We start from the raw sequence: 22,114 nt of genomic DNA on the forward strand, positions 1-22,114 counted from the left end.
GGACAACACTAATTTCGCCGATTTATCCACAGCCAGCCGATGCTTCAACAACCACATCCAGCGTTCAGGTCCGGCGGCTGGGCCACAGACCTACAGGGGTCACTGGGCCCCGCGACTCAGTGCCTCCAAGTCCCGGCGCCGGGTCTCCAGAGCAATCAGCTGGCTGAAAGCCCGCTTATGCTCGACGGGATGTTCCACCGGGTTGATCCGTTGCAGCCTGGAACGCAGGTCGGTGAGTTCCCGCATCGTCGACAGCAGTTGCAGCCGTGCGGTGTGAGCGGAAGCATAGGCCTCGTCAGGTTCGAGGAGGACCGGTTCCACCAGCAGCGCCACCTCAAGTTGCTGAACCACGGGATCGGAATTGGCACCGTGCACACGCTCGGCCCACTGGCTCGTCGAATAGGGAGTGTCGAGAATCGCCTGATATACCGCCCGGTAGGTGGGGTGGGTGAAGTCATCGGCTATCACTCCGTTCCATTCGGTGTCGAACAGGGTGGGAAACTGCAGCATCAACTTGAGGGTCGCCCGTTCGACTGCCAAATTCCGGTCCCGGGGGTCCGGCCAGTCCATGCCGAGGCCTTCCAGCACCGAACCTTCCCTGGTGGTATTGCGATGACCAGGCCGGACGGTATCGAGGGGTGTTTCACGACGGTTGGTTCGTGATACCACCTGGCGGACCTCCTCAATGTCCATCCCAACGAGTTGAGCCAGATCACGCAGGTAACCACGGACCAAGGATGCATCGCGCACGCTGGACAGCAGCGGTGCCGCAGCCCGGACCGCCTGCAACCGGCCATCGACCCGATCAAGATCGAACTGGGCGACGGTGCGTCCCATGACGAAGCGATACAACGGAATACGCCGTCCGACCAGTTCCCGGACCGCCGGTTCCCCGGACCGCAGCCGCAAATCACAGGGATCGAGACCACCGGGCTCCACGGCAACGTAAGTCTGAGCGACGAAGTTCTGGTCGAGTTTGAAAACCTTTTCCGCTGCTGCTTGGCCTGCGGCGTCTCCGTCAAAGGTGAATACCACTTCCCCGTTGAAGACGTCATTGTTGCCCATCAGTCGCTGCACGATCCGCGCATGATCGGCACCGAAGGCAGTTCCGCAGGATGCGACGGCGGTGTCTATACCGGACACGTGGCAGGCCATCACATCGGTGTAGCCCTCGACGACCACCACTTGAGATTTCTTGCCAATCGCCTGCCGAGCCAAATCCAATCCGTAGAGGACATGGGACTTCTTGTAAACCGGAGTTTCCGGGGTATTGAGGTATTTCGCCGGCATCCGGTCGTCGTCGAACACCCGACGCGCCCCGAAGCCCAGGACCGAACGTCCGGAATCGCGGATCGGCCACAGCACACGTCCCTGGAAGTAGTCCCATCCGGCCTCACGGATGAGCCCCGCGGCCACCAGTTCCTCATGGGTGAAGCCTCTTGCAGTGAGGTGACGTGCCAATACCTTGCCGTCCTTGGGAGCGTATCCCATCCCGAAATGCTCGGCGGTGGCTCTGTCGAATCCCCGGCCATCGACGAATTGACGGAAGATGACTGCCTCTGGGGAAGTGATCTGTTCCTGGTAGAACTCCGCAGCAGCCTGGTTTGCGGCCATGATGCGCTGGCGCAACCCGGGGGCCGTGGTCGGTTGACCGTCGTCGGAGATCCGCAACTGGACCCCGTACCGGTCGGCCAGAATCTGCACCGCCTCGGTGAAGGTGAGATTCTCGATCTTCTCGAGGAAAGTGATGACGTCCCCACCCTCCCCGCACCCAAAGCAATAGAACAGCCCACGAGAAGGGGTGACCTGAAAGGAAGGAGTCTTCTCATCATGAAAGGGGCACAGTCCCTTCAGCGATCCCCCACCGGCATTGCGCAACTGCACGTGGGCACCGACGATGTCGTCGATACGGGCCCGCTCGCGGACCAGGGCGATGTCCTCGTCGTTGATGCGTGCAACCATGCCGACATCCTATTGCTCCGACGGCTGTGGTCCTGCACAACGCTGCCTGCAGGCCATGGGATGATCTGATGGGAGGCATCATGACCGTTGATCCCAGCTGGAATTTGCTGGTCGCAACCATCACATTGATGTGCATTGGCGTCGCGGTGGCAATGATCAACCGGTTCAGCATCCACCGCTCAATGGTTGTCGCCGTCGCGCGGGCTGCCCTCCAGTTGCTCCTGGTGTCCTCGGTGGTAGTCGCCGCGATCGGTCAGGTGTGGACCTCCTTGTTGTTCATCGCCGTCATGTTCACCATCGCCGTGTGGACGACCACCGGGCGGGTCGGGACACGCTCCACGTGGTGGTGGTCTGCGCTGAGCCTCGCGGCAGGTGTATTGCCCACGTTGCTGGTCGTTTTCGCCTCCCGCACGGCGCCTTTCAATGGCATGGCGATGATCCCGATCGGCTCGATCATCATCGGTAACACCATGGCAGCCCACACCCTCGCCGGACGCAGATTTTTTCCCGAGTTGCGTTTCCAGGCCGGGGTCTATGAAGCAGGGCTTGCCCTGGGCATGAACCGGGTGATGGCCACCCGCATGGTGCTGGGACCAATCGTCTCCGAACCGCTGGTTCCCTCCCTGGATTCCACGCGGACCGTCGGTCTGGTCACCCTCCCCGGCGCCTACGTCGGGGTGCTTATGGGAGGTGGTACAGCCTTGCAGGCAGGAGCTGCCCAGTTGTTGGTCCTAGTGGGCATCGTGGTCTCTCAGACGGTGACGGTGGCCGTAATGACCCGTCTGATCACTTCGGGACGACTGCTACCCGACGATTTGATCACGATGCTGCACCCCTGATGTTGTAACGGTGGCCGATTCCCGGTGGGAAGGTCTCGGGATCCCAACCAAGCAGCCGTTCCCCTTGAGTCAAGGCGAATCTGTCAGTCATGCCCGCCACATAGGTGACTGCCGCGACGGTGAGATCATCACCCACGTGTGGTGTAGGCATGCTCTCGGGATGATCGACGTAGTAATGAACCAGTTGTTGAAGCAGCCGGATCATGACATGGGATTGCTCGAGGGATTCTGGACGGGTGTAGATGTGCTCATAGTTGAACCGGCGCAGCTGAGACAGGGCGTGGGCGGTGCGGGAATCCATGCCGACCATTCCGTGCTCGACGACGGTTGCGGATACCGCACGAATGAGCACGCCAAGTTGGGTACGTCGTTCGGCCCCGAGCACCTCCACCACATCGGTCGGCAGATCGCCGACACCAACGATGCCGGCGTGGATGGCGTCCTCAAGATCGTGGGCGCAATAAGCGATTCGATCAGCCCAGCTGACGATTTCTCCCTCAATGGTCACCGGAGCTGGCGATGACCAAGAGTGGTTGCGTATGCCATCCAAGGTTTCGGCACACAGATTGAGATCGTGCAAGGCGATGTCGGCGCCCCATGGACCATGGTCGAAACCATCGGGAAGAAAGGCATCGAAGGCCTCCTCAGCTGCATGCCCACCCGGGCCATGACCGCAGTCGTGGCCAAGGGCCATGGCATCACACAAGGTGACGTTGGCACCGACCGCCCGTGCGATGGAGGTGGCGACCTGGGCCACCTCAATAGCATGGGTGAGCCTGGTGCGCTGATGGTCGGTGGGATGGACGACAACCTGGGTCTTGCCGGCCAGGCGTCGGAAGGCTGCCGAGTGCACGATGCGGTCACGGTCGCGTTCAAAGCAAGTGCGTTCGGGATCCGGCTCCTCCTCAACAGCCCGATGGCCCGCACCATGAGCCAAAGTGGCGCCGGGACGCAAGGTGGCGGCCTCCCGTTCCTCACGCGCTGTCCGGTCGACGAGAGGATCAGCGCTCATGGTGACCCGGGTATCACGATGGGCGGTGATGAATTGATCGCCACCGTGGCCGGTCATCGTCCGCGCCCAAGACTGTGCCCGGGGGTTCACCGGCAATGGTTGGGAGCTCATGATGCGATTCTTCCAGCACTCACCGACAAAACATGACTGGACAACGAATTCTCCTGTTTCGCGAACCGGCAGCGCCTGAACCGGGACGCTGGTAGCGTCGTCGGCACGGCGTGTAGCTCAGTAGTCAGAGCGGCGGGCTAAGGACCCGCAGGGAGCAGGGGCGGTACCTGCCACGCCGGCGAGACCGGAGGAGAAGCGTGTCTGGCTATGCGTATCACCAGCTCGCCAAGGCGGTTCAGGCCGTACTGGCCGCCGAGAATACGCAGGCTAGGCGTGACGCCAATGCCCGCATGGAAGCTTGGGTTCGGGTACTTGATGGGATGGCCGATACCTCGGTGAGGATCGGAGCACGCAAGCCGACAAAACTACCTGAATGGGTAACACTGGAGGTCATGCGCGGCGGTTTCACAACGGGACGCGCAAAAGCGGATTCGCCGCTACGGCCCGACGAGATCGAGCGGGCAACCCGGCTGGGCATCGAACCCACACTGGCAAATATCTTTTTCTCTTGGCTGACGCCCGAAGGCTTAGCTGAACTCGACCGGATGCTCGCCGATGGTGCGTATGCCGTGTTTTTACCCGAGGACGGCGCGTTGCTCGCCGTGGCAGCACTCATCCGGCTCGGCGATGAGGCTGCCGCACGCCAGCTGCTGGCCAAGTTGGAACCATTCGCCAACCAACTGCACTTCACGCCGATCCCAGCCGAACCACTGCCAGACCGCGGCTCGAAGGTATTCCGGATGACTGCCGGAGAGGTCGCAGATGCCTTGGCGAAGCGCCAATCGCGTGATGCTCTCCTCGCACAGAAGGAGGCCATTGAGGTCTGGCTGCCGCTGCCCAGCTCGTCTCCGCCTACGACATCGCCATCGCAACCGCCAGGCGGTGCGGCAAGTACCGCAACCCGAAAGAGAACTTACCGATCCTCGTTGGGGAGCTGCGACGGGTTATCGAGGGCACCCTGACCGAGCAGTCGCCCAGGGTACGACACGTATTAGCGTCAATCGCGGCAAAGCGGGGGCTGCCATCCTCGGCGAAGTGCGAAGGAATCCGAGCACGCCAGCGGGAGTTCGTGGCGCAGCCGCTGCACGCGGAGCTGGCGCATACCGTCGCTAGACGAATGCGGGAACTGAGGCCAGACGACGGGATTGAGCGCCTGGCTGTAGTGACTGCAGGGCTGGATCTGCCGCCGTCGGTGGCCCGGGTGACCGGGCGTGCGCGGATCGCAGAGATCGAAGATCTTGCCGAGGATGGAACGCTGCCCTCTGCTGAGATCCTCGCACTGTTGGTACCGCAACTGAGCGCGCCGAGCATGGGCCAAGGCATTCCCGACCCAGCCGTCCGGCATTTGGTTGCCGAGATCTATAAGGCGTTCCGACGTCGGAGATCGTTGCTGCTATGGAACCTGCAGTCGCAGGTAAAGCTCAAAGAACTGCCATGGGCAGCGGCATTGCTGGCGCACGGCAACGAAGTAGAGTCCGAGGCATCGACGGCCAGCGCACAGCGGCTGGGCACGTTGTACCTTGATTACTTCCCCGGCACAGTGGTGCCAAACAACTTGGTGGAGGAGTTCCAGGCGCTGACGGCAGAGGCGAAACTGCCATGGGTGAAGGAACTGGCAGCGGACATCTTCGAGGGCCGCTTTGGGCCCGCGTACGTGGCTGCAGGGCGGCTCGCGGCGCGGCATCTAAAGGGATCGCTGTACGAGAGGTACCACGGCATCGACTACGCCGCGGTGTTTACCTCGCGCGATGAACAGCCAGACAAGAATGGATACCCGGAACTGACGGACTTCGACCGGATGTGCGGCTGCCACGAAAGCGGCGACGAATGCTGGTCGGTGGCCCGGAACGGCAAGATCATCGAACGGCAGCAGATCATCACCACCCATAACATCATCACCCTGGTGGAGTTGGGCTGCCAACCGTCGCGCGGCTGGGCTCACGCAGCGACGCAAGCGGCGCGCGACACGTTCCGGCTACTCGGGCTGGCCACCCAACAGGGGCACCCGCTGGCGGCCATAAAAAACGCAGCCTACGCTTGGCGTCAAGCGGTGCTGTACTGGTCATTGGGCGACCAGAATCCGGATGTTGGCTCACTGAAAGACTTGCCGGGAGCCAATGGCGAGCAGGCCGGAGAAGTCATTGCGGGGTTGGCCCATTGCCTGGCAGGAAAAGACTTCCGGCCATTCACCGGTTGGATCTCCTGACATCAGGAGATTCTGTCGCACTGCACCACACGCTTAGCCCCGAAGGCGACGACTCAGGATCTCATTGAGGTTTCCGGCTCAGCCACCAGAGACATCCATCTCGGCTTCGGACAGATCAAGTTCCAAACCGCTCCGGTCCATCAGCCAGCCGTGTGGCATGGTCACCTTCGACCGTGGCGATCCCTGACGACCCCGGGGGCGGCCCAGTTCACTGGCCGGAAAGACGATGTCGTCGGGCAGCAGATCCAGCAGGTCATTGAGGCAAGCCATTGAATCGACCTTACCCAGGGCGTGACGCAATTCCCCGCCGACCGGGAAACCCTTGAAATACCAAGCCACGTGTTTGCGGAGATCTTTCATCCCGTGGTTCTCGCCCCACAGGCGGCCCAGCAGTTCGGCATGTCGGCGCACGATCTGTTTCACCTCACCGAGAGTGGGCAGAGTGGTCACCTGTTGCCCATGAAAGGCTGCAGCCAGATCCCGGAACAGCCAAGGTCTTCCCAGGCAGCCGCGCCCGATCTCGACTCCGGCACACCCGGTCTGTTGCACCATCTCCAGTGCATCACCAGCTTCCCAGATATCTCCGTTGCCCAGCACCGGAATGTCCAAGGCATCAGCGAGTTGTTTGATCGGTTCCCAGTGAGCCCGACCGGAATAGGCTTCGGCGACGGTCCTGCCGTGTAGGCAGACTGCGGCCACCCCGCAGTCCTCGGCCAGCCGACCTACGTCCATGAAGGTGATGTGTTCGTCGTCGATACCGATACGGGTCTTCACGCTCACCGGCACCCCATGACGGTCAGCAGCAGTGACGGCTGCAGACATGATCTTCTTAATCAAGTCAAGTTTCCACGGAAGCACTCCCCCACCTCCTTTACGAGTCACCTTGGGCACCGGGCAGCCGAAGTTGAGATCGATGTGGTCCGCAGCGAAGGATGTGCACAAAATATCGACGGCTATTTCAAGGGAAACGGGATCCACCCCGTAGGTCTGAATAGAACGGGTCTCCCCATCCCAGAAGGTGAGCATCTCCGCGGTCTTCGAATCCCCCACGACAAGCCCCCGCGAAGTGATCATCTCGCAGACGTACAGCCCCGCTCCCTGTTCCCGGCACAGCTGCCGGAATGCGGCATTGGTGACCCCAGCCATAGGTGCGAGCACCACCGGAGTGCCGATCACCAGGGCATCCGGATTGGATGGTGAGTTCAACCGCAAGGGCGGCAGAACCGGGGTATCTGGTGCGGGCATCGCACAAGGCTAAGCGGTGAGTGCCTCCGGCACCAAGTGCCAGGCTCACTCGATCATCTCCAGATGCCGACGCTCCGGCAGAAGCAGCGCCGATACTGCGGCGATCAGGAAGGACACCGCGAAGACAGCGAACACCAAGGGGTTACCGCCCACCAGCAGCACTGGTACCAGCAGCGGGGCTACGATGGCCGCCACCCGACCGACGGCCGAGGCCGCACCGGTGCCTGCTCCACGCAGCGCGGTCGGATAGATCTCCGGACCGATTGCGTACAAGGCTCCCCAAGCGCCCAAGTTGAAGAACGACAGCAGACATCCGAACGCAATGATTCCCGTTGTCGAATCCTGCATCCCGAAGAACAGGGCGCTGACTCCTGAACCGGTCAGGAAACATGCGAGGGTCGCACGTCGGCCCCAGACTTCGATAAGCCAAGCCGCCACGGCATATCCGGGCAGTTGGGCAACAGTGATGACCAAGGTGTACCCGAAGGAGCGCACCAGGTCGTGGCCTTGACGCAGCAGCAGGGTCGGCATCCAGGTGAAAGCACCGTAGTAGGACAGGTTGACGAAGAACCACACGAGCCACAGTCCCACCGTCGAGCGACGATGTTCAGGCCCGAGCAATGATGTCGTCCTCACCGACCCGTTGCTGTCCTCCACCGAGGTGGGAGTTTCAGCAACGGCGACATCAAGATCATAAGACGGCTCGACCCCTGAACCGCGTTCGAACCGCCGCACAGCGAGCTCTGCCTGGCGTTGACGGCCTTTCGATTCCAGGAACCTCACCGACTCCGGAAGCCCATGGCGCACCACCGCCGCATAGAAGGCTGGGACGACCCCCACGAGCAACGCCCATCGCCATCCTGACCACCCACCAGCAGTTTTCGGAACCAGGAAGTAACCGAGTGCTGCGGCAAGGATCCACCCCAGAGCCCAGAAACTCTCCAGCCACACGACCACCCGGCCACGAATCCTGGACGGCGCGTACTCGGAGACCAGGGTGGCTGCTACAGGCAGTTCGGCTCCGAGACCCAGCCCGACGACACCCCGCAACACGAGAAGCATCGTCACACCTGTGGAGAAGGCCGCGAGACCAGTCGCCAGACCATAGACGAGGAGGGTGAGAGCGAAGACGGCGCGTCGCCCGATCCGGTCAGCGGCCAGACCACCGGCACTTGCACCAACCATCATGCCGACGAAACCGACTGAGCCGATCATCCCCAGTTCAGCGTTGTCCAACTGCCATTCGACAGATAGAGCGGTCATCACATATGAAATGAGCCCCACATCCATAGCGTCAAGAGCCCACCCGACCCCGGAGCCGATCAGCAACCGAGAATGTTCTCGTCCGAATCTCAAGCGATCCAGGCGTTGGGCCCGAGTGGACAGAACGTGAGTCATTCCGCCTCCAATACGCATCAGGTTGTCGTAAGAACGCTACCCCATCCCAGTCCGAACCTGACGACCGGTACCATGATGGTGACAAGAAGAGCGACCGCGAAAATGCCCCGATCCCTGGGCGTCCAGACGAGCCGGGACATGACGGTCATCCGGCGGGAGGCTCCATGCCCTCTCATGCTCAGGGCTATCGCCATGTCCTGTGCCGTCGCCATGCACGTGACGATCAGCGGCACCATGAGCGCCACCGCACTGCGCCAGGCGCTGACCGTGCCCCGCCCCTGGATTCCCCTGGCAGTCTGGGCCTCGGCAATCTGTTCCCTGCGGGCGAGCAGCCGCGGAACCGTCGCCACGGAACAGGTGATCACCGTGGTCACCGAGGGTGGGAGTCTCCAATGGTTGGCGAGTTCGATCACCTCGTCCACCTCGGCATCAGCCAGGACTATCCATGTCGCTAAAAGCATCGCCACCATGCGAAGGACAAACATCCCACCAGCCGCCACACCTGCCCAGGTGGCCGTCGCCGGTCCCAAGGTGAACAGCACCTGCCCCAGCACCGGATCATTCAGAAATCGCAGAGGTGGGACAAAGACTGTGACGCACCACACCACCGCCATGATCACCAGCATCGGCCGAAGCATCTTCCCTGCCCCTGTCAGCTGCACTCCGAGCACGGCCATCGACACCAGTTCGCAGCCGACCACACCGAGTAGCCAGCCGGGATGGGAGAAGCATATGACGGCGACTGTGACACAGACCAGAAGCATCGAACGGGCCCGCAGATCGATCCTCACCTGTTACCCCCCGCCATTTTGGCGAGGGCGGCGGCGGTCGCGGCCGTGTCGGATGCCGGGGCCGCGCCCGGGAACAAGCTTCGCCAGACCCGGACCGCTTGGGTGTCGAGCACATGTCCGGGGGCACCATCAGCGACCACCCGGCCTTCCTTGAGCCTGACGACCCGGTCGGCATGCCAACCGAGCAGTTCTTCATCATGACTGATCATGATCACCGCAACTCCCCGGTCTCGTTCAGCCTCCAGCAGTTCCATGATCCGGCGGGTGCCGGGCCAGTCCTGGGTGGCGGTGGGTTCGTCCACGACGAGCAATATCGGTTCATGCACGAGGGCCGAGGCCAGAGCAACAAGCTGCTGTTGTGCTGCATCGAGAATCAGCGGGTTGCACCCGGCGAGTTCGACAATACCCAGGCGTTCCATTACCTCACCCACGCGTCGGCGCACCTCCTTCCGCGGCACGCCCTGGTGGCGCAGAGCACAGCCGATCTCCCTGTCCACCCGAGGGTTAAAGAGCTGACGCGAAGGAATCTGGAAGCAGAACCCGACCTGTCGGGCCAATTCACCGGCGTCGATGCGGGCCACATCGGTCCCTTTGAGCAGGACCCTCCCACTGGTGGACCTCAGTAGCCCGTTAAGCATCTTGACCAGGGTCGACTTGCCCGAGCCGTTGGGGCCGACCAAACCAAGCAGTTGGCCAGCCCTAATCTCCAGATCAAGCCCACACAGCACAGGACGGGTCCCGTCATAGGAGAAACTCACGTCCTCGAAGACCGCGACCACCTCACCGCCCCTGGGCAATCGGGTCACGTCCGCCGGACACCCGTCAGCCAGTCCGGCAGCCCACGTCACGACCCCGGTCACGTCCATCAGTGGTGGGGGCTGCGACGCATCAATGCATCGAGCCCTGACCTCGGTCATCAACTGGGCGACAGGCAACGGGCGAATTCCTCTCGCCGCGCAGGTATCCGCGTCACCGAGCATCTCCAATGGAGGGACTATTTCGACTCTTCCACCACTCATCACCCACAGCTCGTCAGCCCGAGCTGCGACCGCGGGGTCACCATCCACGGACACAACACAGCATCCGGCCCCGACCAGATCCGTGCACACCCGTTCGACGGCTGCAGCCCCCACAGAGTCGAGCCTGGCCGTCGCCTGGTCGAGGCACAGAACCTCGGGATCCATGGCGAGGACCCCGGCAATGGCCAAACGTTGGGCCTCGCCACCGGACAACTCGCAGGTGGCACGGCCTTCGGACCCGCTCAATCCGACGGCTGCCAGCCCCGCCCGTACCCGAGCCAGCACTTCACCAACCGCCAAGCCACGGTTGCGTGGCCCCAGGGCAACGTCCTCGGCCACCGTCCTGGACAGCAACTGAGACTCCGGATCCTGCAGAACCAGCGCGATGTACTCCGAGATGGTGGACACCGGATGGTCAGCGAGATCGGCCCGCCCGTAGCGGACCTCACCAGTCATGGATCCGCCTGTCAGCGACGGCACGACCCCGCACATGGCCTGTACCAAAGTGGATCGCCCAGAGCCGAGGTTCCCCATGATGGATATTCTCCGCCGGGGCCTTGCCACGACCTCGACCTCGACGAGAGCATCCCTACTGGCTCCCGGATATCTGAAACTGACCCCCGACAGCCGCAGCTGTTCGGGCATCAATGGATCCGGGACCTGCGCAACGCCAGGTGAGCGATCATCGCCAAGGCCAAGTTGACGACCGTACCAATCAGCAGGAAGACAGTCATACCCTTGTACATCGCGACGCCGCCGACCGGCAGCACGATGAGGCTCAGGACGACAGAGTTGAGCAAAGCGGCAAGAACGAAACCAATCACCATGCCCACATTGCCCCGACGGGCAAAAAGCCCGAAGGCCCAGGCGCATATCCCCATGCCGAGGGCGATGACGATGTGTATCGGCAATGACAATGGGAATCCGGTCATCGCAGCGGTGATAAGGTGACCAAGACAGGCGACGACGGCCCCGGGCAGACCACCGAAGGCAGCAGCTACGAAGTATCCGGGCGCGGAATCGAATGCTACGGTTCCCAAGGGCGACGGGATCTTCACCAGCGAGCCCACTGCGGACAATGCGGTGAACACGGCAATGACGGCCAGGATGCGGACGGTGGCATTCGCCTTGGGGGCCTCAGTGCGCTGGGCCAGATCTGGTTTGTTAGTGGGCATCCCGGTGTCAACTCCTGGTGATGATTGTTGGTCGATATCTTTCGGTGCAGACGAGGATTCGTCCGGTCTCCACGACTTGGTCCCTACTCTTGGCGATCCGGTCGATCTGAAGAAGCACTTGCCCCACCCCGACACCCAACAGGTCCGCGTGCTCTTCATCTGCAGTGGCAATGCCGTAGTGATCGATCACCTCGGTGATGGACATACCAAAGGATGCAAAGGTCTCATAGAGGGATGCCGCCTGGCTCAGCACGTCAAGGGGAACACCGGCAAATTGACCGGCATCCAGCCAAGAATCACTCACCGAGATCGGCTCCTCGTCGGCGGTGTGAACCCGTTGCAGATGGATCATCCGGACGCCGCCTTCACTGGTTGTCACATCCGCGACGGCGCCACGTAACCCAGGTGTCATCCCCTGTTCGGCGATTGCGGATACGAAGCTGAACACTTGGACCCCAGCGCCGCTACTCTCCGGGCTGCTGACCCGGGTACCGTTGCCACGCTCAATGACCAGTAGCCCGGAACTCACCAAGTTTTGAACGGCCCTGCGCACGGTGGTGCGGGATACCCGGTACCGTTTCTGGAGCTCGGTCTCCGAAGGTAGGAATTCCCCGGGGCCCCACTTCCCCGCCCGGATGCAAGATGCGAGGTCACGCTCAACACGCAGGTAACGTGGTTCGCCGCTCATCGCCTTCCTCGAAGATTAAGACATCGTGACGTCTCAATGTCTAGCAGAGTAGCGGCGGGCCCGACAAGGGGCCCGGACCATTGCGCCCCGAGCCCCTGTCTTGCGAAGCCACTCTCAGCAGCCGATGAGCCGCTGGGCGAGATAGTCCTTGACCTGGGAGATCGCTACCCTTTCCTGGGTCATGTCATCCCTGGACCGGATGGTCACCGCGTGGTCGGTGAGGGAGTCAAAATCGACGGTGATGCAGTATGGGGTTCCGATCTCATCCTGGCGACGGTACCGCTTGCCAATCGCTTGAGCATCGTCGAAGTCGACATTCCAGAACTGACGCAGTTCAACGGCCAGATCCCTGGCCCGGGGTGACAGTGCCTCGTTGCGGCTGAGCGGCAGCACTGCTGCTTTCACCGGAGCCAAGCGATGGTCGAGCTTGAGCACGACGCGGGTATCCACTCCACCCTTGGCATTCGGCGCCTGGTCCTCAGCATAGGAGTCGACGAGGAAAGCCATCAGGGAGCGAGTCAACCCGGCGGCCGGTTCGATCACGTACGGGGTGAAGTGCCTGCCCTTGGCCTGATCGAAGAACTCCAGATTGGTTCCCGAGTGCTTCGAATGCGTACCCAAGTCGAAGTCGGTGCGATTCGCGATTCCTTCAAGTTCGCCCCAGTCCGAACCAGCGAAACCGAATCGGTACTCAATGTCGACCGTCTGCTTGGAGTAGTGGGACAGTTTCTCTTGGGGGTGCTCGTAGAGCCGCAGATTGGCTTCGTCGATACCTAGCTCGACGTACCAAGCCTTGCGCTCATCGATCCAGTACTGGTGCCACCGCTCGTCACTGCCGGGTTCGACGAAGAATTCCATCTCCATCTGTTCGAACTCGCGGGTGCGGAAGATGAAATTTCCCGGGGTGATCTCATTACGGAAGGACTTCCCGACCTGGGCGATCCCGAAAGGTGGCTTCTGCCTAGTGGCGTTCAGCACGTTCTTGAAGTTCACGAAGATACCCTGAGCGGTTTCCGGACGCAGGTAGTGCAGCCCCGACTCGTCCTCAATCGGGCCGAGATAAGTCTTGAGCATCATGTTGAAGTCGCGTGGCTCGGTGTACTGCCCACGGTTGCCACAATTGGGGCACGGAACATCCGCCAGCGCAACGGCTTCTTCGGCAAGGGCCTTGCGATGGGCGAACTCCTCCACCACCTGGTCAGCACGAAAACGCTTGTGGCAGCTCAGGCATTCGATTAACGGGTCGGTAAACACCCCCACATGCCCGGAGGCCACCCACACCTCGCGGGGCAAGATGATTGAGGAGTCCAGCCCAACGACGTTGTCGCGGGCGGTGACCATGTAGCGCCACCACTGCTTCTTGATGTTCTCCTTGAGTTCAACGCCCAGCGGACCGTAGTCCCACGCGGCCCGGGTACCGCCATAGATCTCACCGCACGGGAAGACAAACCCGCGTCGCTTGCAAAGAGAAATGACTTTGTCGAGAGTGCTTTCAGCCATGTACATGTCCAAGTCCTCAGGCCCCGTGGGGCGACGCCCGATACCTGGCTGGCATCGGGGTGACGCCAACCTGCCAGGTGGCGTCTGACCAAGATTATCGTGACGAATCCCGGAACGTTCCGCCCCGGTTTCACCAATCCTGGCACCGGGTGGATAATGATTCTCATGTTTAGACATGACGCACTGAAGCTCTCTGCCCCCATTGTCGCCGGATTGCTGGGACTGTCGGCCTGTTCAGGTTCAGCAGCCTCCAAAGCATCTGGCAGCACCGATGACAACAAACCCAGCATCGTCGTGGGCGCCTACCCCTTCGCCTATGTAGCGAGTCAGGTTGCTGGGGACATGGCCGAGGTGACCAACCTGCTGGCACCTGGAGCTGATGGACACGATCTTGAGCTGACCGCCAAACAGGTCGCCCAGGTCGGCGAGGCCGATCTCGTGGTCTACCAGGAGCACTACCAGGAAGCCATGGACGAGGCGGTCGAGCAGCAGTCCCCCGGCAAAGTGCTGGAAACTGGCTCCTTCCTGGAATTGTTACCCCGGTCCGGAGCCGGAACGCACGAATCGGAAGACGACCACGATCATGAATCCTCCAGCGCCGAAGCCTCCGAGGACGACCACCACCACAAGGATCACGACCACGGCGCCTACGACCCCCACGTCTGGCTGGCTCCGACCAACGTTGCCACGATCGGTGATCACGTCGCCAAAGCATTAGGCGAGATAGATCCCGGCAACGCGGATGCCTATAAGGCCAATGCAGCAGCCCTCACCGAAAAAATGAACGCCCTTGACGGGTCCTACGAGACTGGCCTGGCGACCTGCGAGGTAACCACCTTCATCACCAACCACGCGGCCTTCGGCTACCTTGCCAACCGCTACCACCTGACCCAGGTGGGTATCTCCGGCATCTCCACCGAGGAGGAGCCCAGCCCGGCTCGCATCCAGGAGATCCACGAGATCGCCAAGGCCAACAACGTGACGACCATCTTCACCGAGACAGCTGTCTCGCCCAAGGTCGCCGAAGCCATTGCCGGGGATCTGGGCATCCAAACCGCGGTTCTCGACCCGTTGGAAACCTTGTCAGACCAGTCGGCAGGTTCGGACTACGCTGAAGTAATGAGTTCCAACCTCGAATCGCTCCGGAGCGCCAACAAATGTCAGTGAGCCCGGTACTCCGGGCGGAAGCAGTCGGCACTTGGCTGGGTGGCTCCCAGATTCTCCACGGCATCGATCTCGCGGTTCAACCCGGAGAGGTCGTCGCCTTGTTGGGTGGCAACGGCTCTGGCAAGACAACTCTGCTGCGCACGCTGCTTGGCCTGATTCCTCACCAGACCGGCAGCGTTGCGCTGTTCGGGGTTCCACTGACTCACTTCCATGACTGGCCACGTATCGGATACGTTCCCCAGCACGCTCGCCTGCAGGTACCCGGTGCCACCGCCCGGGAAATCGTCCTACTAGGCAGGCTGTCGCGCCGCTCTCTATTCCGCCCAGCATCCGGTGAGGATCGAAGGGCAGTAGACGAGGCCCTGGAGAGAGTCGGCATGCAGGCCATGGGCTCGCGTCCAATGGTCCAGTTGTCCGGAGGACAACAGCAGCGGGTGCTGATTGCCAGGGCGCTGGTGGGCCGCACGGATCTGTTGGTCCTCGATGAGCCCTTGGCAGCCCTCGACCTGCGTACCCAGACCAGTCTCGCCAGGTTGATGGCAGGACTCCACGAACAGGGGATGACCATCCTCACCGTGCTGCACGAACTGGGCGCCATGGAACCCCTGTTGACCAGGGGCGTGGTGTTGCGGAATGGACACATCATCCACGATGGGCCGCTGTCGGCAGGTCCTGGCCTGGACGACTGTCTTCCCTCCGGTGAACACCCACAGCTGCGCGTCGTGGGAACCGGCCGCGACGGATTGCTGAGCAGCTGATGAATATCTTCACCTTGGATTTCATGATCCGGGCCCTCGTCGCCGGGGCATTCACCGGAATCATGGCCCCTGCCGTCGGCACCTACATTGTCCAGCGCAGACTGGGCCTGCTGGGCGACGGCCTGGGACACGTCGCCATCGCCGGTGTCGGCTTGGCTTTGTTGACCGGTTCCCAGCCGGTTCCCATTGCCATCGCGGTGTGCGTGCTGGGCGCGATCGGTATCGAATGGCTGCGCCAGTCCGGACGGGCATCAGGAGATGTCGGCCTGGCGATCCTATTTTACGGTGGATTGTCGGCGGGCGTCCTGATGGCCGGGATCGCGGGGCGCGGTGGTGGCTCCCTGTCCCAGTACCTTTTCGGGTCGCTGACCTCGGTAAATGATGGGGATGTCATCGCAGTCGGGATCGTGGGGGTCCTGGTCAGTGCCGTGGCCATCGGATGTTGCCCCCAACTCTTCGCCGTCTGCGCCGACGAAGATTTCGCCCGCACCCAGGGTCTAAGAACCTCGGCGTACAACATGGCCATCGTCGTCCTTGCCGCGATCACGGTCGCGGTATCCATGCGCACTGTGGGCCTGATGCTGGTCAGTGCGCTGATGGTCATCCCGGTGGCGACCTCGCAGAACATGGTGAGCGGTTTTCGCCGCGGTCTGCTGGTGGCGATGACGATCGGGCTGGTCGAAGCACTCAGCGGGATCATCATCTCTTACCACTTGGACTCGGCCTCGGGAGCGACCATCGTCGTGCTGGCGATCCTCGTCTTCGCAGCCACACTCCCGGTCTCTGCTTGGCTGCAGCATCGGCGCCGGGGCCTGGTCGAGGATTCGGAGGAAGCCGGACTGTTCCCCCGCGTCGGCGATCATCCGCCTTACCATGGACATCAACCGGACCACCCAGCAATTCTGCACGGTGATCACGTCGACTACCTGCATGACGGTCACCGGCACGCACCACATGGAGACCACTTCGATGAGCACTGACCAAACCGGCAAGCATCTCAGGCTGACCCGTCAACGCCAGGTGATCCTCGACCACATGAATGACACCAACGAATTCGTCTCGGCTCAAAAAGCGCATGCCCAACTGAAGATGGCCGGCGAATCGGTGGGTTTGGCCACTGTGTACCGGGGCCTGCAGTGGCTTGCCGGAGAGGGGCTGGTCGACGCCATCCGCATGGTTGATGGGGAGATCGGTTACCGGCGTTGCTCCACCGAGCATCATCACCACCTGATCTGCCGCACCTGCGGACGAGCCGTCGAGATTCTGCCTGAAGCCCTGGAGCGCTGGGCAATCCAGGTGGCGACGGAGCATGGCTTCCACGAACCAGAACACCACGTGGAGGTGTATGGCGTCTGTGATGCGTGCTGGTCTGCCATGACCGACTGATACCCAGCTACCCACAACCACGGTCTGATCGGAAACCCATCTCGTCTCAGGATCGTCTGGGGGTCACCACCGGTTGAATTCCCTGTCCAGCTGGGAAACTGTGATCTCACAGCTTCCGCACAGGTTCGAGGCGTTGCATCGTGGTCGTCGTAAAGATTGCATCGTGGTCATCGAAAGGAATCATCATGTCGAACGCTGACGCTCAGCCCACAGGTCCCGCATTCGCCCCACCGACCACGCCCAGTGGCCCAGTGAATGGACACGTCGGAGCCGCTCAGTTCATCGGCAACTCTTTCTCTTCCCCAGGCTCTGCGCCGTCCTCCGCCGCATCAGCCTCCTTGACCAAAACCCTGTCCAAGCGATCAAATCTGCGGGGTCGTACCGCGGGGTTGCTGGCCGCCGCGGTTCTGTCCGGTGCCCTGGGTGGTGGAGCCTCGGTATGGGGATACTCACAACTAACCGGAGCTTCATCGACGAGCACCACAACCCGCACGGAAATCGTGCAGGCATCGGGCACCACCACCGACTGGGCTACGGTGGCGAAGACCGCCACTCAAGCGGTTGTCTCCATCAATGTCTCGGGTAGCGATGGATCGAGTTCTCGGGGCTCGGGGGTGGTTATCGACTCGGCGGGGCATGTGGTGACCAACAACCACGTGATCTCTTCCTCAGGCACCGGCGCGGAGATTTCAGTGACCCTCGGCAATTCCTCCTACCGGGCAACGGTGGTGGGCACCGATCCCACGACGGATCTGGCGGTAATCAAGCTGGTTGATCCTCCGGCACAACTCCAAGTGATGGGATTCGCCGATTCCGACTCCTTGGTCGTCGGTCAGGAGGTGATGGCTATCGGCAATCCTCTGGGACTGGATGACACGGTGACCACAGGCATCATCTCGGCATTGAATCGCCCGGTGACCACCGAGGCGGTATCTCCCGGTCAGGGCAGCTCCCGTTATCAGCAGCCCACCGCAACCTCCCAGGCCGTGGTGACCGCCGCGATCCAGACAAATGCCGCGATCAATCCAGGCAACTCAGGCGGTGCCCTGGTGGATTCCTCCGGTCAGCTGGTAGGCATCACCTCTTCCATCGCGTCCCTATCGGATTCCTCGTCAAGTTCCGGCAACATCGGTCTGGGCTTCGCGATCCCGGCGAAGCAAGTGAAATACGTTACCGATCAGCTGATCGCCTCAGGCACCGTACAGCACGCGCAAATCGGGATCTCGGCACAAGACCAGAAGAGCACCGGTGCACTGGGAGCCGAGGTTACTCAGGTGACTTCCGGTTCTCCCGCCGAAAAAGCTGGGGTGCAAGTCGGCGACCTGGTCACCGCGGTGGACGGGAACGCGACCCCTTCCACCGAGTCCTTGGTAGCAATGGTGCGGGCCGGCGAAGTCGGCAAACCGATTACCCTGACCGTTCTGCGCAACGGCAAAGAGATCTCCATCGATGTGACCCCGGAGCAAGCCAGTCGCTGATTCTTCAATTCTCCACGAGATCCAAGGACCGCAAACCATGGTCCAGGTGCCAAGAGGCAAATGCGGCCACTAGGCCGCTGACTTCACGCGCCGTCGCCTCAGGCACCGTGGTGGCTGCCCAGTCCCCCGAGATGAGTGCCGACAACAGTGCCCACCCACGGGGGCTGGGCAACACCGTGCGTGGCGGGCAGCATCCGGAACAGACCATGCCGCCCGCCTCGGGAGCGAAGCCGACATGCGGGCCGGGCACCCCGCACCGAGCACAGGATTCCAGTGCCGGGGCGTAACCGGCGATCGCCATGGCGCGCAGCAGATAGGAGTCAAGGATCATCCGAGCTGGCCTGGGGCCTTCAGGTGTCCCCTCGCCCAGGGTGCGTAGCGCCCCCAACAACAACCGGTACTGGGATGGCGCGGGTTCCCTCTCCTCGCAGACAAGCCGGTCGGCGGTCTCCACCATCACTTCCCCCGCAGTGAAACACGCGTAGTCGACCCGCAGCGGCGCATCGTAAGCATGCAAGGTTTCAGCTTGGTTGACGTAGTCGAGGGTTCGTCCAGTGGCAAACTGTGCATCGACGTGGGAGAAAGGCTCCAATCTGCCCCCGAACCGCGAGGATGTGCGTCGTATCCCGCGTGCAACGGCACGGACCTTGCCATGGTTACGGGTGAGCAGCGTGATGATCCGATCGGCCTCACCAAGCTTGTGGGTACGAAGCACCACTGCTTGGTCTCGGTAGGTCGGCACCAAGCCATTGTCTCGCGTTCCCCGGCAGGTATGGGAGCAGACGGACAGCGTGTTGTACTGCCGTTAGTGAACGAATCTGCCGATACGCTCGTGGCATGGATCCGCATCCCGTCAAACGCCTACCCACGCCGCATCCCAGTGGCGCCCGTCCGCCCAGGATTCCCACCGGGGAACTACCCAAGCATGTAGCCATCGTGATGGATGGTAACGGACGATGGGCCAAACAACGCGGACTCCCCCGTACGAAGGGCCACGAGGCCGGAGAGGCCGTGCTCTTTGAGGTGATCGAAGGGGCCATCGAGATAGGCATCAAATATCTGTCCGTCTATGCCTTCTCCACCGAGAACTGGAAGCGTGATCCCACCGAGGTGAAATTCCTCATGGGATTTAACCGCGATGTCATCCACCGGCGACGCGACGACCTGGATACCCTCGGGGTAAAGGTCCGCTGGGCGGGGCGTCGTCCCAGGCTGTGGGGCTCGGTGATCAGCGAATTAGAGACGGCCGAACGGCAAACTGCAGACAACGATGTCTTGACCATGCAGTTCTGCGTCAACTACGGAGGGCGAGCAGAGATCGTCGACGCAGTACGCGCGATCGCCACCGACGCCAAGCGCGGACGGATCAACCCCGAGAAGATCACCGAGGAGTCCTTCCGCAGATACCTGGACGAGCCCAGCATCCCGGATGTCGATCTGTTTGTGCGTTCCTCCGGGGAACAGCGCACCTCGAACTTTCTCATCTGGCAGTCGGCCTACGCGGAGTATGTCTTTCTGGACAAGCTCTGGCCGGACTGGGACCGGCGAGACCTGTGGTCTGCGGTGGAGCGATACGTGAATCGTGACCGGCGTTTCGGCGGCGCGATTCCCAACCACATCCCGCCCATGTGATCAGGGACTGCCTTGAACCGACCCTTACCAAGGAGGATCTCAGCTAGCCAGGATGACCCCAGTGGCTCTAGGCTCAAAGCATGGCCCGCCAAATGTCCACTCCCGTGATCCCGTTCCACCCGATCGGCCTGTCGGAGGTCTTCACGTCTTCCTTCGAGATCTATCGCCGTCGTCCCAAAACATTCATCGGCCTAGCCGTGCTACCCGCAATCTTCTTCGCCGTAGTCTTCACGGTCCTGTTCGCCTTTGGCCTCGTCATGTTCATTCCGCTGATTGCTTCGATCGGGGCGTACGATACTGCGCCGTCGGTCAACACACCACTCGTGATCAGTTTCCTAGTAGGTTCCTTCATCGGGATCAACCTGTGCTGGGTGGTGAGCATCTGGTCGGTCCTGCTGCTCAGCGTCGCCACTGTCCAAGTCGATCGCGGCGGGGCTCCGACAATGGGGTCAGTGATGCGGGATGCCAAGGGAAGCTTCGCCCGCAGCGCAGGAGCGGTCGGCCTGATCATGATTATGGCCATCATCGGGTACGCGATCCTTGGGGCCATCGTGGCGCTGTCGATCTACCTTGAGAGCGGGTGGCCCATGGCCATCGCCGTTCTTCTCGTACTTGCCCTGTTTGGGCTGCAGTTCGTCTTCATCGCCCGTTTCGGATTGGTTGCCCAGGTGATGGCGATCGAATCATTGGGGCCGGTCAGCGCTCTGCAACGCAGTTGGCAGATCACTCGTGGACAGGGGCTTCGTGTCTTGGGCTATACCATAGCGGTGAGTCTGATCATTTCCGCAGCGAGCAGCATTATCCAATTGCTCACCAACTTTATGACGAGCATTTCTTCAAACTTGGCGACCATCCAGACCCCGCCGTCGGCGACGGCGACACTGCAAAGTCAAATCGATCTCGCGGCAATCATACCGCTGATCGGGATCGTCGGCCTTGCAGTATTCATCAACTGCGCTTTCCAAGTGCTCATCATTCCGTTCCAGACCATCTTTACCACGACCTTGTACACCGACGTCCGCCGTCGCTATGAAGGGATGAACGGAACCCCGAGCTTCTGATCCTCATGGGAAAGATGCGCGAGACACCATCGTGGCCGCGACTCTCAGACCGATTGCCGGTCTGCAGCGGTCATTGCCCGGCGCGGTCCTGGGGCGGCTGGATCCACGTGGTACGAGTACCGGTCTCGGAGTCGTATGAGTCGGTCTCCTCGGCGGTTCCCGGGGTGATCTGCCGATTCGCCGGTAGCGCTGCGACCTGGGCATCCACCCAGGAATAGAAGTTCTCATCCACAACCGTGCCGAAGGAATCGGTTGCCTTGCCGACAGCCTTCCAGACCTTCTCCGCATGCTTGGATTCCATCGCGGACTCTAAGGCAAGCTGAGCTTCCTGTGCTTTGTCAGGGCGAACAAGAATGGTTCTCTCCCTCGGGCTACGGGTAGACAGGAATTTCTGGCGGCCCTCGCTCATGGCCAGAAAAGCGAAATAGAGAACGAACCATGTCCAACTCCCGCCCGAGAGTACCACGAAGACGAATAAAGGCAGCAGCATGCTGAGCCCCACGTTGAGTGGATTGCTGACCGCAGCAGCCAGTCCACGGTTGGGACGACGAAAGGTGATGGGGACCAAACTCTGCTTCGGGATATCGCTGCTCATGTCCAAAGCTTCTCCTCGACCTGATCGATCAGCTCCGTTGGGCACTTCATGTTGGTGCCCAGTATGGTCAAATCTTAGGCGATTCGATACC

Annotated in this window: 21 protein-coding genes and 1 tRNA gene; 11 read left to right on the forward strand and 11 right to left on the reverse strand. The window is 61.6% G+C overall.

All coding sequences use genetic code 11. The features are described 5' to 3' along the window. Positions 1–99 precede the first annotated feature (99 nt). Positions 100–1,962, reverse strand: a complete 1,863-nt coding sequence (gene dnaG, locus HMPREF1531_RS12295) for a DNA primase (RefSeq protein WP_016670287.1) — start codon at positions 1,960–1,962, stop codon at positions 100–102. Positions 1,963–2,042: 80 nt separating this feature from the next. On the opposite strand from dnaG, the gene HMPREF1531_RS12300 reads away from it, so the two are divergent. Then, the gene (locus tag HMPREF1531_RS12300) at positions 2,043–2,801 is read left to right on the forward strand and encodes an ABC transporter permease (protein ID WP_016670288.1); all 759 of its coding nucleotides are present in this window, start codon (positions 2,043–2,045) and stop codon (positions 2,799–2,801) included. On the opposite strand, the gene HMPREF1531_RS12305 is transcribed toward HMPREF1531_RS12300, so the two are convergent. Continuing rightward, positions 2,782–3,870 (reverse strand): HD domain-containing protein, encoded by a 1,089-nt coding sequence (locus HMPREF1531_RS12305; RefSeq protein ID WP_051123443.1) that lies wholly within the window; start codon positions 3,868–3,870, stop codon positions 2,782–2,784. The genes HMPREF1531_RS12300 and HMPREF1531_RS12305 overlap by 20 nt on opposite strands. A gap of 160 nt (positions 3,871–4,030) precedes the next feature. Here HMPREF1531_RS12305 and HMPREF1531_RS12310 point away from each other — a divergent pair. The 3 genes from HMPREF1531_RS12310 to HMPREF1531_RS13130 all read left to right on the forward strand — a co-directional run bounded on the left by HMPREF1531_RS12310 (position 4,031) and on the right by HMPREF1531_RS13130 (position 6,130). Then, a tRNA-Leu gene (locus HMPREF1531_RS12310) sits at positions 4,031–4,103 on the forward strand. Positions 4,104–4,121: 18 nt separating this feature from the next. Beyond that, positions 4,122–4,886 carry a hypothetical protein gene (locus HMPREF1531_RS13125; RefSeq protein ID WP_016670290.1) on the forward strand — a complete coding sequence of 255 codons (765 nt, stop codon included), beginning with the start codon at positions 4,122–4,124 and terminating at the stop codon, positions 4,884–4,886. 107 nt (positions 4,887–4,993) lie between these two features. Further along, the gene (locus tag HMPREF1531_RS13130) at positions 4,994–6,130 is read left to right on the forward strand and encodes a hypothetical protein (RefSeq protein ID WP_016670291.1); all 1,137 of its coding nucleotides are present in this window, start codon (positions 4,994–4,996) and stop codon (positions 6,128–6,130) included. A gap of 78 nt (positions 6,131–6,208) precedes the next feature. Here the strand turns inward: HMPREF1531_RS13130 and dusB are convergent, their stop codons facing one another. From dusB to HMPREF1531_RS12350, 7 genes are all read right to left on the reverse strand, one after another. After that, positions 6,209–7,375, reverse strand: a complete 1,167-nt coding sequence (gene dusB, locus HMPREF1531_RS12320; protein ID WP_016670292.1) for a tRNA dihydrouridine synthase DusB — start codon at positions 7,373–7,375, stop codon at positions 6,209–6,211. 45 nt (positions 7,376–7,420) lie between these two features. Continuing rightward, positions 7,421–8,773 carry an MFS transporter gene (locus HMPREF1531_RS12325; protein ID WP_016670293.1) on the reverse strand — a complete coding sequence of 451 codons (1,353 nt, stop codon included), beginning with the start codon at positions 8,771–8,773 and terminating at the stop codon, positions 7,421–7,423. Between the two features lie 17 nt (positions 8,774–8,790). After that, positions 8,791–9,564, reverse strand: coding sequence for an energy-coupling factor transporter transmembrane component T family protein (locus HMPREF1531_RS12330; RefSeq protein WP_016670294.1), 774 nt, complete (start codon positions 9,562–9,564; stop codon positions 8,791–8,793). Then, positions 9,561–11,228: an ABC transporter ATP-binding protein gene (locus tag HMPREF1531_RS12335; protein ID WP_016670295.1), complete on the reverse strand. Its 1,668-nt coding sequence runs from the start codon at positions 11,226–11,228 to the stop codon at positions 9,561–9,563. The genes HMPREF1531_RS12330 and HMPREF1531_RS12335 overlap by 4 nt, the downstream gene beginning before the upstream one ends. Continuing rightward, positions 11,228–11,758 (reverse strand): ECF transporter S component, encoded by a 531-nt coding sequence (locus HMPREF1531_RS12340; protein WP_016670296.1) that lies wholly within the window; start codon positions 11,756–11,758, stop codon positions 11,228–11,230. Before HMPREF1531_RS12340 ends, HMPREF1531_RS12335 begins: the two co-directional genes overlap by 1 nt. A gap of 7 nt (positions 11,759–11,765) precedes the next feature. After that, a complete protein-coding gene (locus tag HMPREF1531_RS12345) occupies positions 11,766–12,446 on the reverse strand; it encodes a GntR family transcriptional regulator (RefSeq protein WP_016670297.1) in 681 nt (226 codons plus the stop codon). A 114-nt stretch (positions 12,447–12,560) separates the two neighbouring features. Further along, positions 12,561–13,946, reverse strand: a complete 1,386-nt coding sequence (locus tag HMPREF1531_RS12350; protein ID WP_036899639.1) for a glycine--tRNA ligase — start codon at positions 13,944–13,946, stop codon at positions 12,561–12,563. 165 nt (positions 13,947–14,111) lie between these two features. Here HMPREF1531_RS12350 and HMPREF1531_RS12355 point away from each other — a divergent pair, with 165 nt between their 5' ends. The 5 genes from HMPREF1531_RS12355 (at position 14,112) to HMPREF1531_RS12375 (ending at position 18,735) form a co-directional block, all read left to right on the forward strand. Further along, entirely contained in the window at positions 14,112–15,113 is a 1,002-nt protein-coding gene (locus tag HMPREF1531_RS12355) for a metal ABC transporter substrate-binding protein (RefSeq protein ID WP_016670299.1), read from the forward strand. Next, the gene (locus HMPREF1531_RS12360) at positions 15,104–15,871 is read left to right on the forward strand and encodes a metal ABC transporter ATP-binding protein (RefSeq protein ID WP_016670300.1); all 768 of its coding nucleotides are present in this window, start codon (positions 15,104–15,106) and stop codon (positions 15,869–15,871) included. Before HMPREF1531_RS12355 ends, HMPREF1531_RS12360 begins: the two co-directional genes overlap by 10 nt. After that, a complete protein-coding gene (locus tag HMPREF1531_RS12365; protein ID WP_016670301.1) occupies positions 15,871–16,851 on the forward strand; it encodes a metal ABC transporter permease in 981 nt (326 codons plus the stop codon). The genes HMPREF1531_RS12360 and HMPREF1531_RS12365 overlap by 1 nt, the downstream gene beginning before the upstream one ends. Next, positions 16,841–17,257 (forward strand): Fur family transcriptional regulator, encoded by a 417-nt coding sequence (locus HMPREF1531_RS12370; RefSeq protein ID WP_016670302.1) that lies wholly within the window; start codon positions 16,841–16,843, stop codon positions 17,255–17,257. The genes HMPREF1531_RS12365 and HMPREF1531_RS12370 overlap by 11 nt, the downstream gene beginning before the upstream one ends. A gap of 185 nt (positions 17,258–17,442) precedes the next feature. Continuing rightward, positions 17,443–18,735 (forward strand): S1C family serine protease, encoded by a 1,293-nt coding sequence (locus tag HMPREF1531_RS12375; RefSeq protein ID WP_016670303.1) that lies wholly within the window; start codon positions 17,443–17,445, stop codon positions 18,733–18,735. Positions 18,736–18,739: 4 nt separating this feature from the next. On the opposite strand, the gene recO is transcribed toward HMPREF1531_RS12375, so the two are convergent. Next, positions 18,740–19,477: a DNA repair protein RecO gene (gene recO / locus HMPREF1531_RS12380; protein ID WP_036899490.1), complete on the reverse strand. Its 738-nt coding sequence runs from the start codon at positions 19,475–19,477 to the stop codon at positions 18,740–18,742. A 95-nt stretch (positions 19,478–19,572) separates the two neighbouring features. Here recO and HMPREF1531_RS12385 point away from each other — a divergent pair, with 95 nt between their 5' ends. Both HMPREF1531_RS12385 and HMPREF1531_RS12390 read left to right on the forward strand, forming a co-directional pair. Beyond that, positions 19,573–20,367, forward strand: coding sequence for an isoprenyl transferase (locus HMPREF1531_RS12385; protein WP_016670305.1), 795 nt, complete (start codon positions 19,573–19,575; stop codon positions 20,365–20,367). 80 nt (positions 20,368–20,447) lie between these two features. Then, a complete protein-coding gene (locus HMPREF1531_RS12390; protein WP_016670306.1) occupies positions 20,448–21,428 on the forward strand; it encodes a hypothetical protein in 981 nt (326 codons plus the stop codon). Between the two features lie 70 nt (positions 21,429–21,498). On the opposite strand, the gene HMPREF1531_RS12395 is transcribed toward HMPREF1531_RS12390, so the two are convergent. Further along, entirely contained in the window at positions 21,499–22,023 is a 525-nt protein-coding gene (locus HMPREF1531_RS12395; protein WP_016670307.1) for a hypothetical protein, read from the reverse strand. Between the last annotated feature and the right edge of the window lie 91 nt (positions 22,024–22,114).

This window comes from Propionibacterium sp. oral taxon 192 str. F0372 (assembly GCF_000413315.1).
Classification (GTDB): Bacteria; Actinomycetota; Actinomycetes; order Propionibacteriales; family Propionibacteriaceae; genus Brooklawnia.

Coding starts and splice junctions, on each gene's coding strand:
- dnaG (WP_016670287.1), bottom strand. CDS start 1,962: ATGGTTGCACGCATCAACGACGAGGACATCGCCCTGGTCCGCGAGCGG.
- HMPREF1531_RS12300 (WP_016670288.1), top strand. CDS start 2,043: ATGACCGTTGATCCCAGCTGGAATTTGCTGGTCGCAACCATCACATTG.
- HMPREF1531_RS12305 (WP_051123443.1), bottom strand. CDS start 3,870: ATGACCGGCCACGGTGGCGATCAATTCATCACCGCCCATCGTGATACC.
- dusB (WP_016670292.1), bottom strand. CDS start 7,375: ATGCCCGCACCAGATACCCCGGTTCTGCCGCCCTTGCGGTTGAACTCA.
- HMPREF1531_RS12325 (WP_016670293.1), bottom strand. CDS start 8,773: ATGACTCACGTTCTGTCCACTCGGGCCCAACGCCTGGATCGCTTGAGA.
- HMPREF1531_RS12335 (WP_016670295.1), bottom strand. CDS start 11,228: ATGCCCGAACAGCTGCGGCTGTCGGGGGTCAGTTTCAGATATCCGGGA.
- HMPREF1531_RS12340 (WP_016670296.1), bottom strand. CDS start 11,758: ATGCCCACTAACAAACCAGATCTGGCCCAGCGCACTGAGGCCCCCAAG.
- HMPREF1531_RS12345 (WP_016670297.1), bottom strand. CDS start 12,446: ATGAGCGGCGAACCACGTTACCTGCGTGTTGAGCGTGACCTCGCATCT.
- HMPREF1531_RS12350 (WP_036899639.1), bottom strand. CDS start 13,946: ATGGCTGAAAGCACTCTCGACAAAGTCATTTCTCTTTGCAAGCGACGC.
- HMPREF1531_RS12355 (WP_016670299.1), top strand. CDS start 14,112: ATGTTTAGACATGACGCACTGAAGCTCTCTGCCCCCATTGTCGCCGGA.
- HMPREF1531_RS12360 (WP_016670300.1), top strand. CDS start 15,104: ATGTCAGTGAGCCCGGTACTCCGGGCGGAAGCAGTCGGCACTTGGCTG.
- HMPREF1531_RS12365 (WP_016670301.1), top strand. CDS start 15,871: ATGAATATCTTCACCTTGGATTTCATGATCCGGGCCCTCGTCGCCGGG.
- HMPREF1531_RS12370 (WP_016670302.1), top strand. CDS start 16,841: ATGAGCACTGACCAAACCGGCAAGCATCTCAGGCTGACCCGTCAACGC.
- HMPREF1531_RS12375 (WP_016670303.1), top strand. CDS start 17,443: ATGTCGAACGCTGACGCTCAGCCCACAGGTCCCGCATTCGCCCCACCG.
- HMPREF1531_RS12385 (WP_016670305.1), top strand. CDS start 19,573: ATGGATCCGCATCCCGTCAAACGCCTACCCACGCCGCATCCCAGTGGC.
- HMPREF1531_RS12390 (WP_016670306.1), top strand. CDS start 20,448: ATGGCCCGCCAAATGTCCACTCCCGTGATCCCGTTCCACCCGATCGGC.
- HMPREF1531_RS12395 (WP_016670307.1), bottom strand. CDS start 22,023: ATGAGCAGCGATATCCCGAAGCAGAGTTTGGTCCCCATCACCTTTCGT.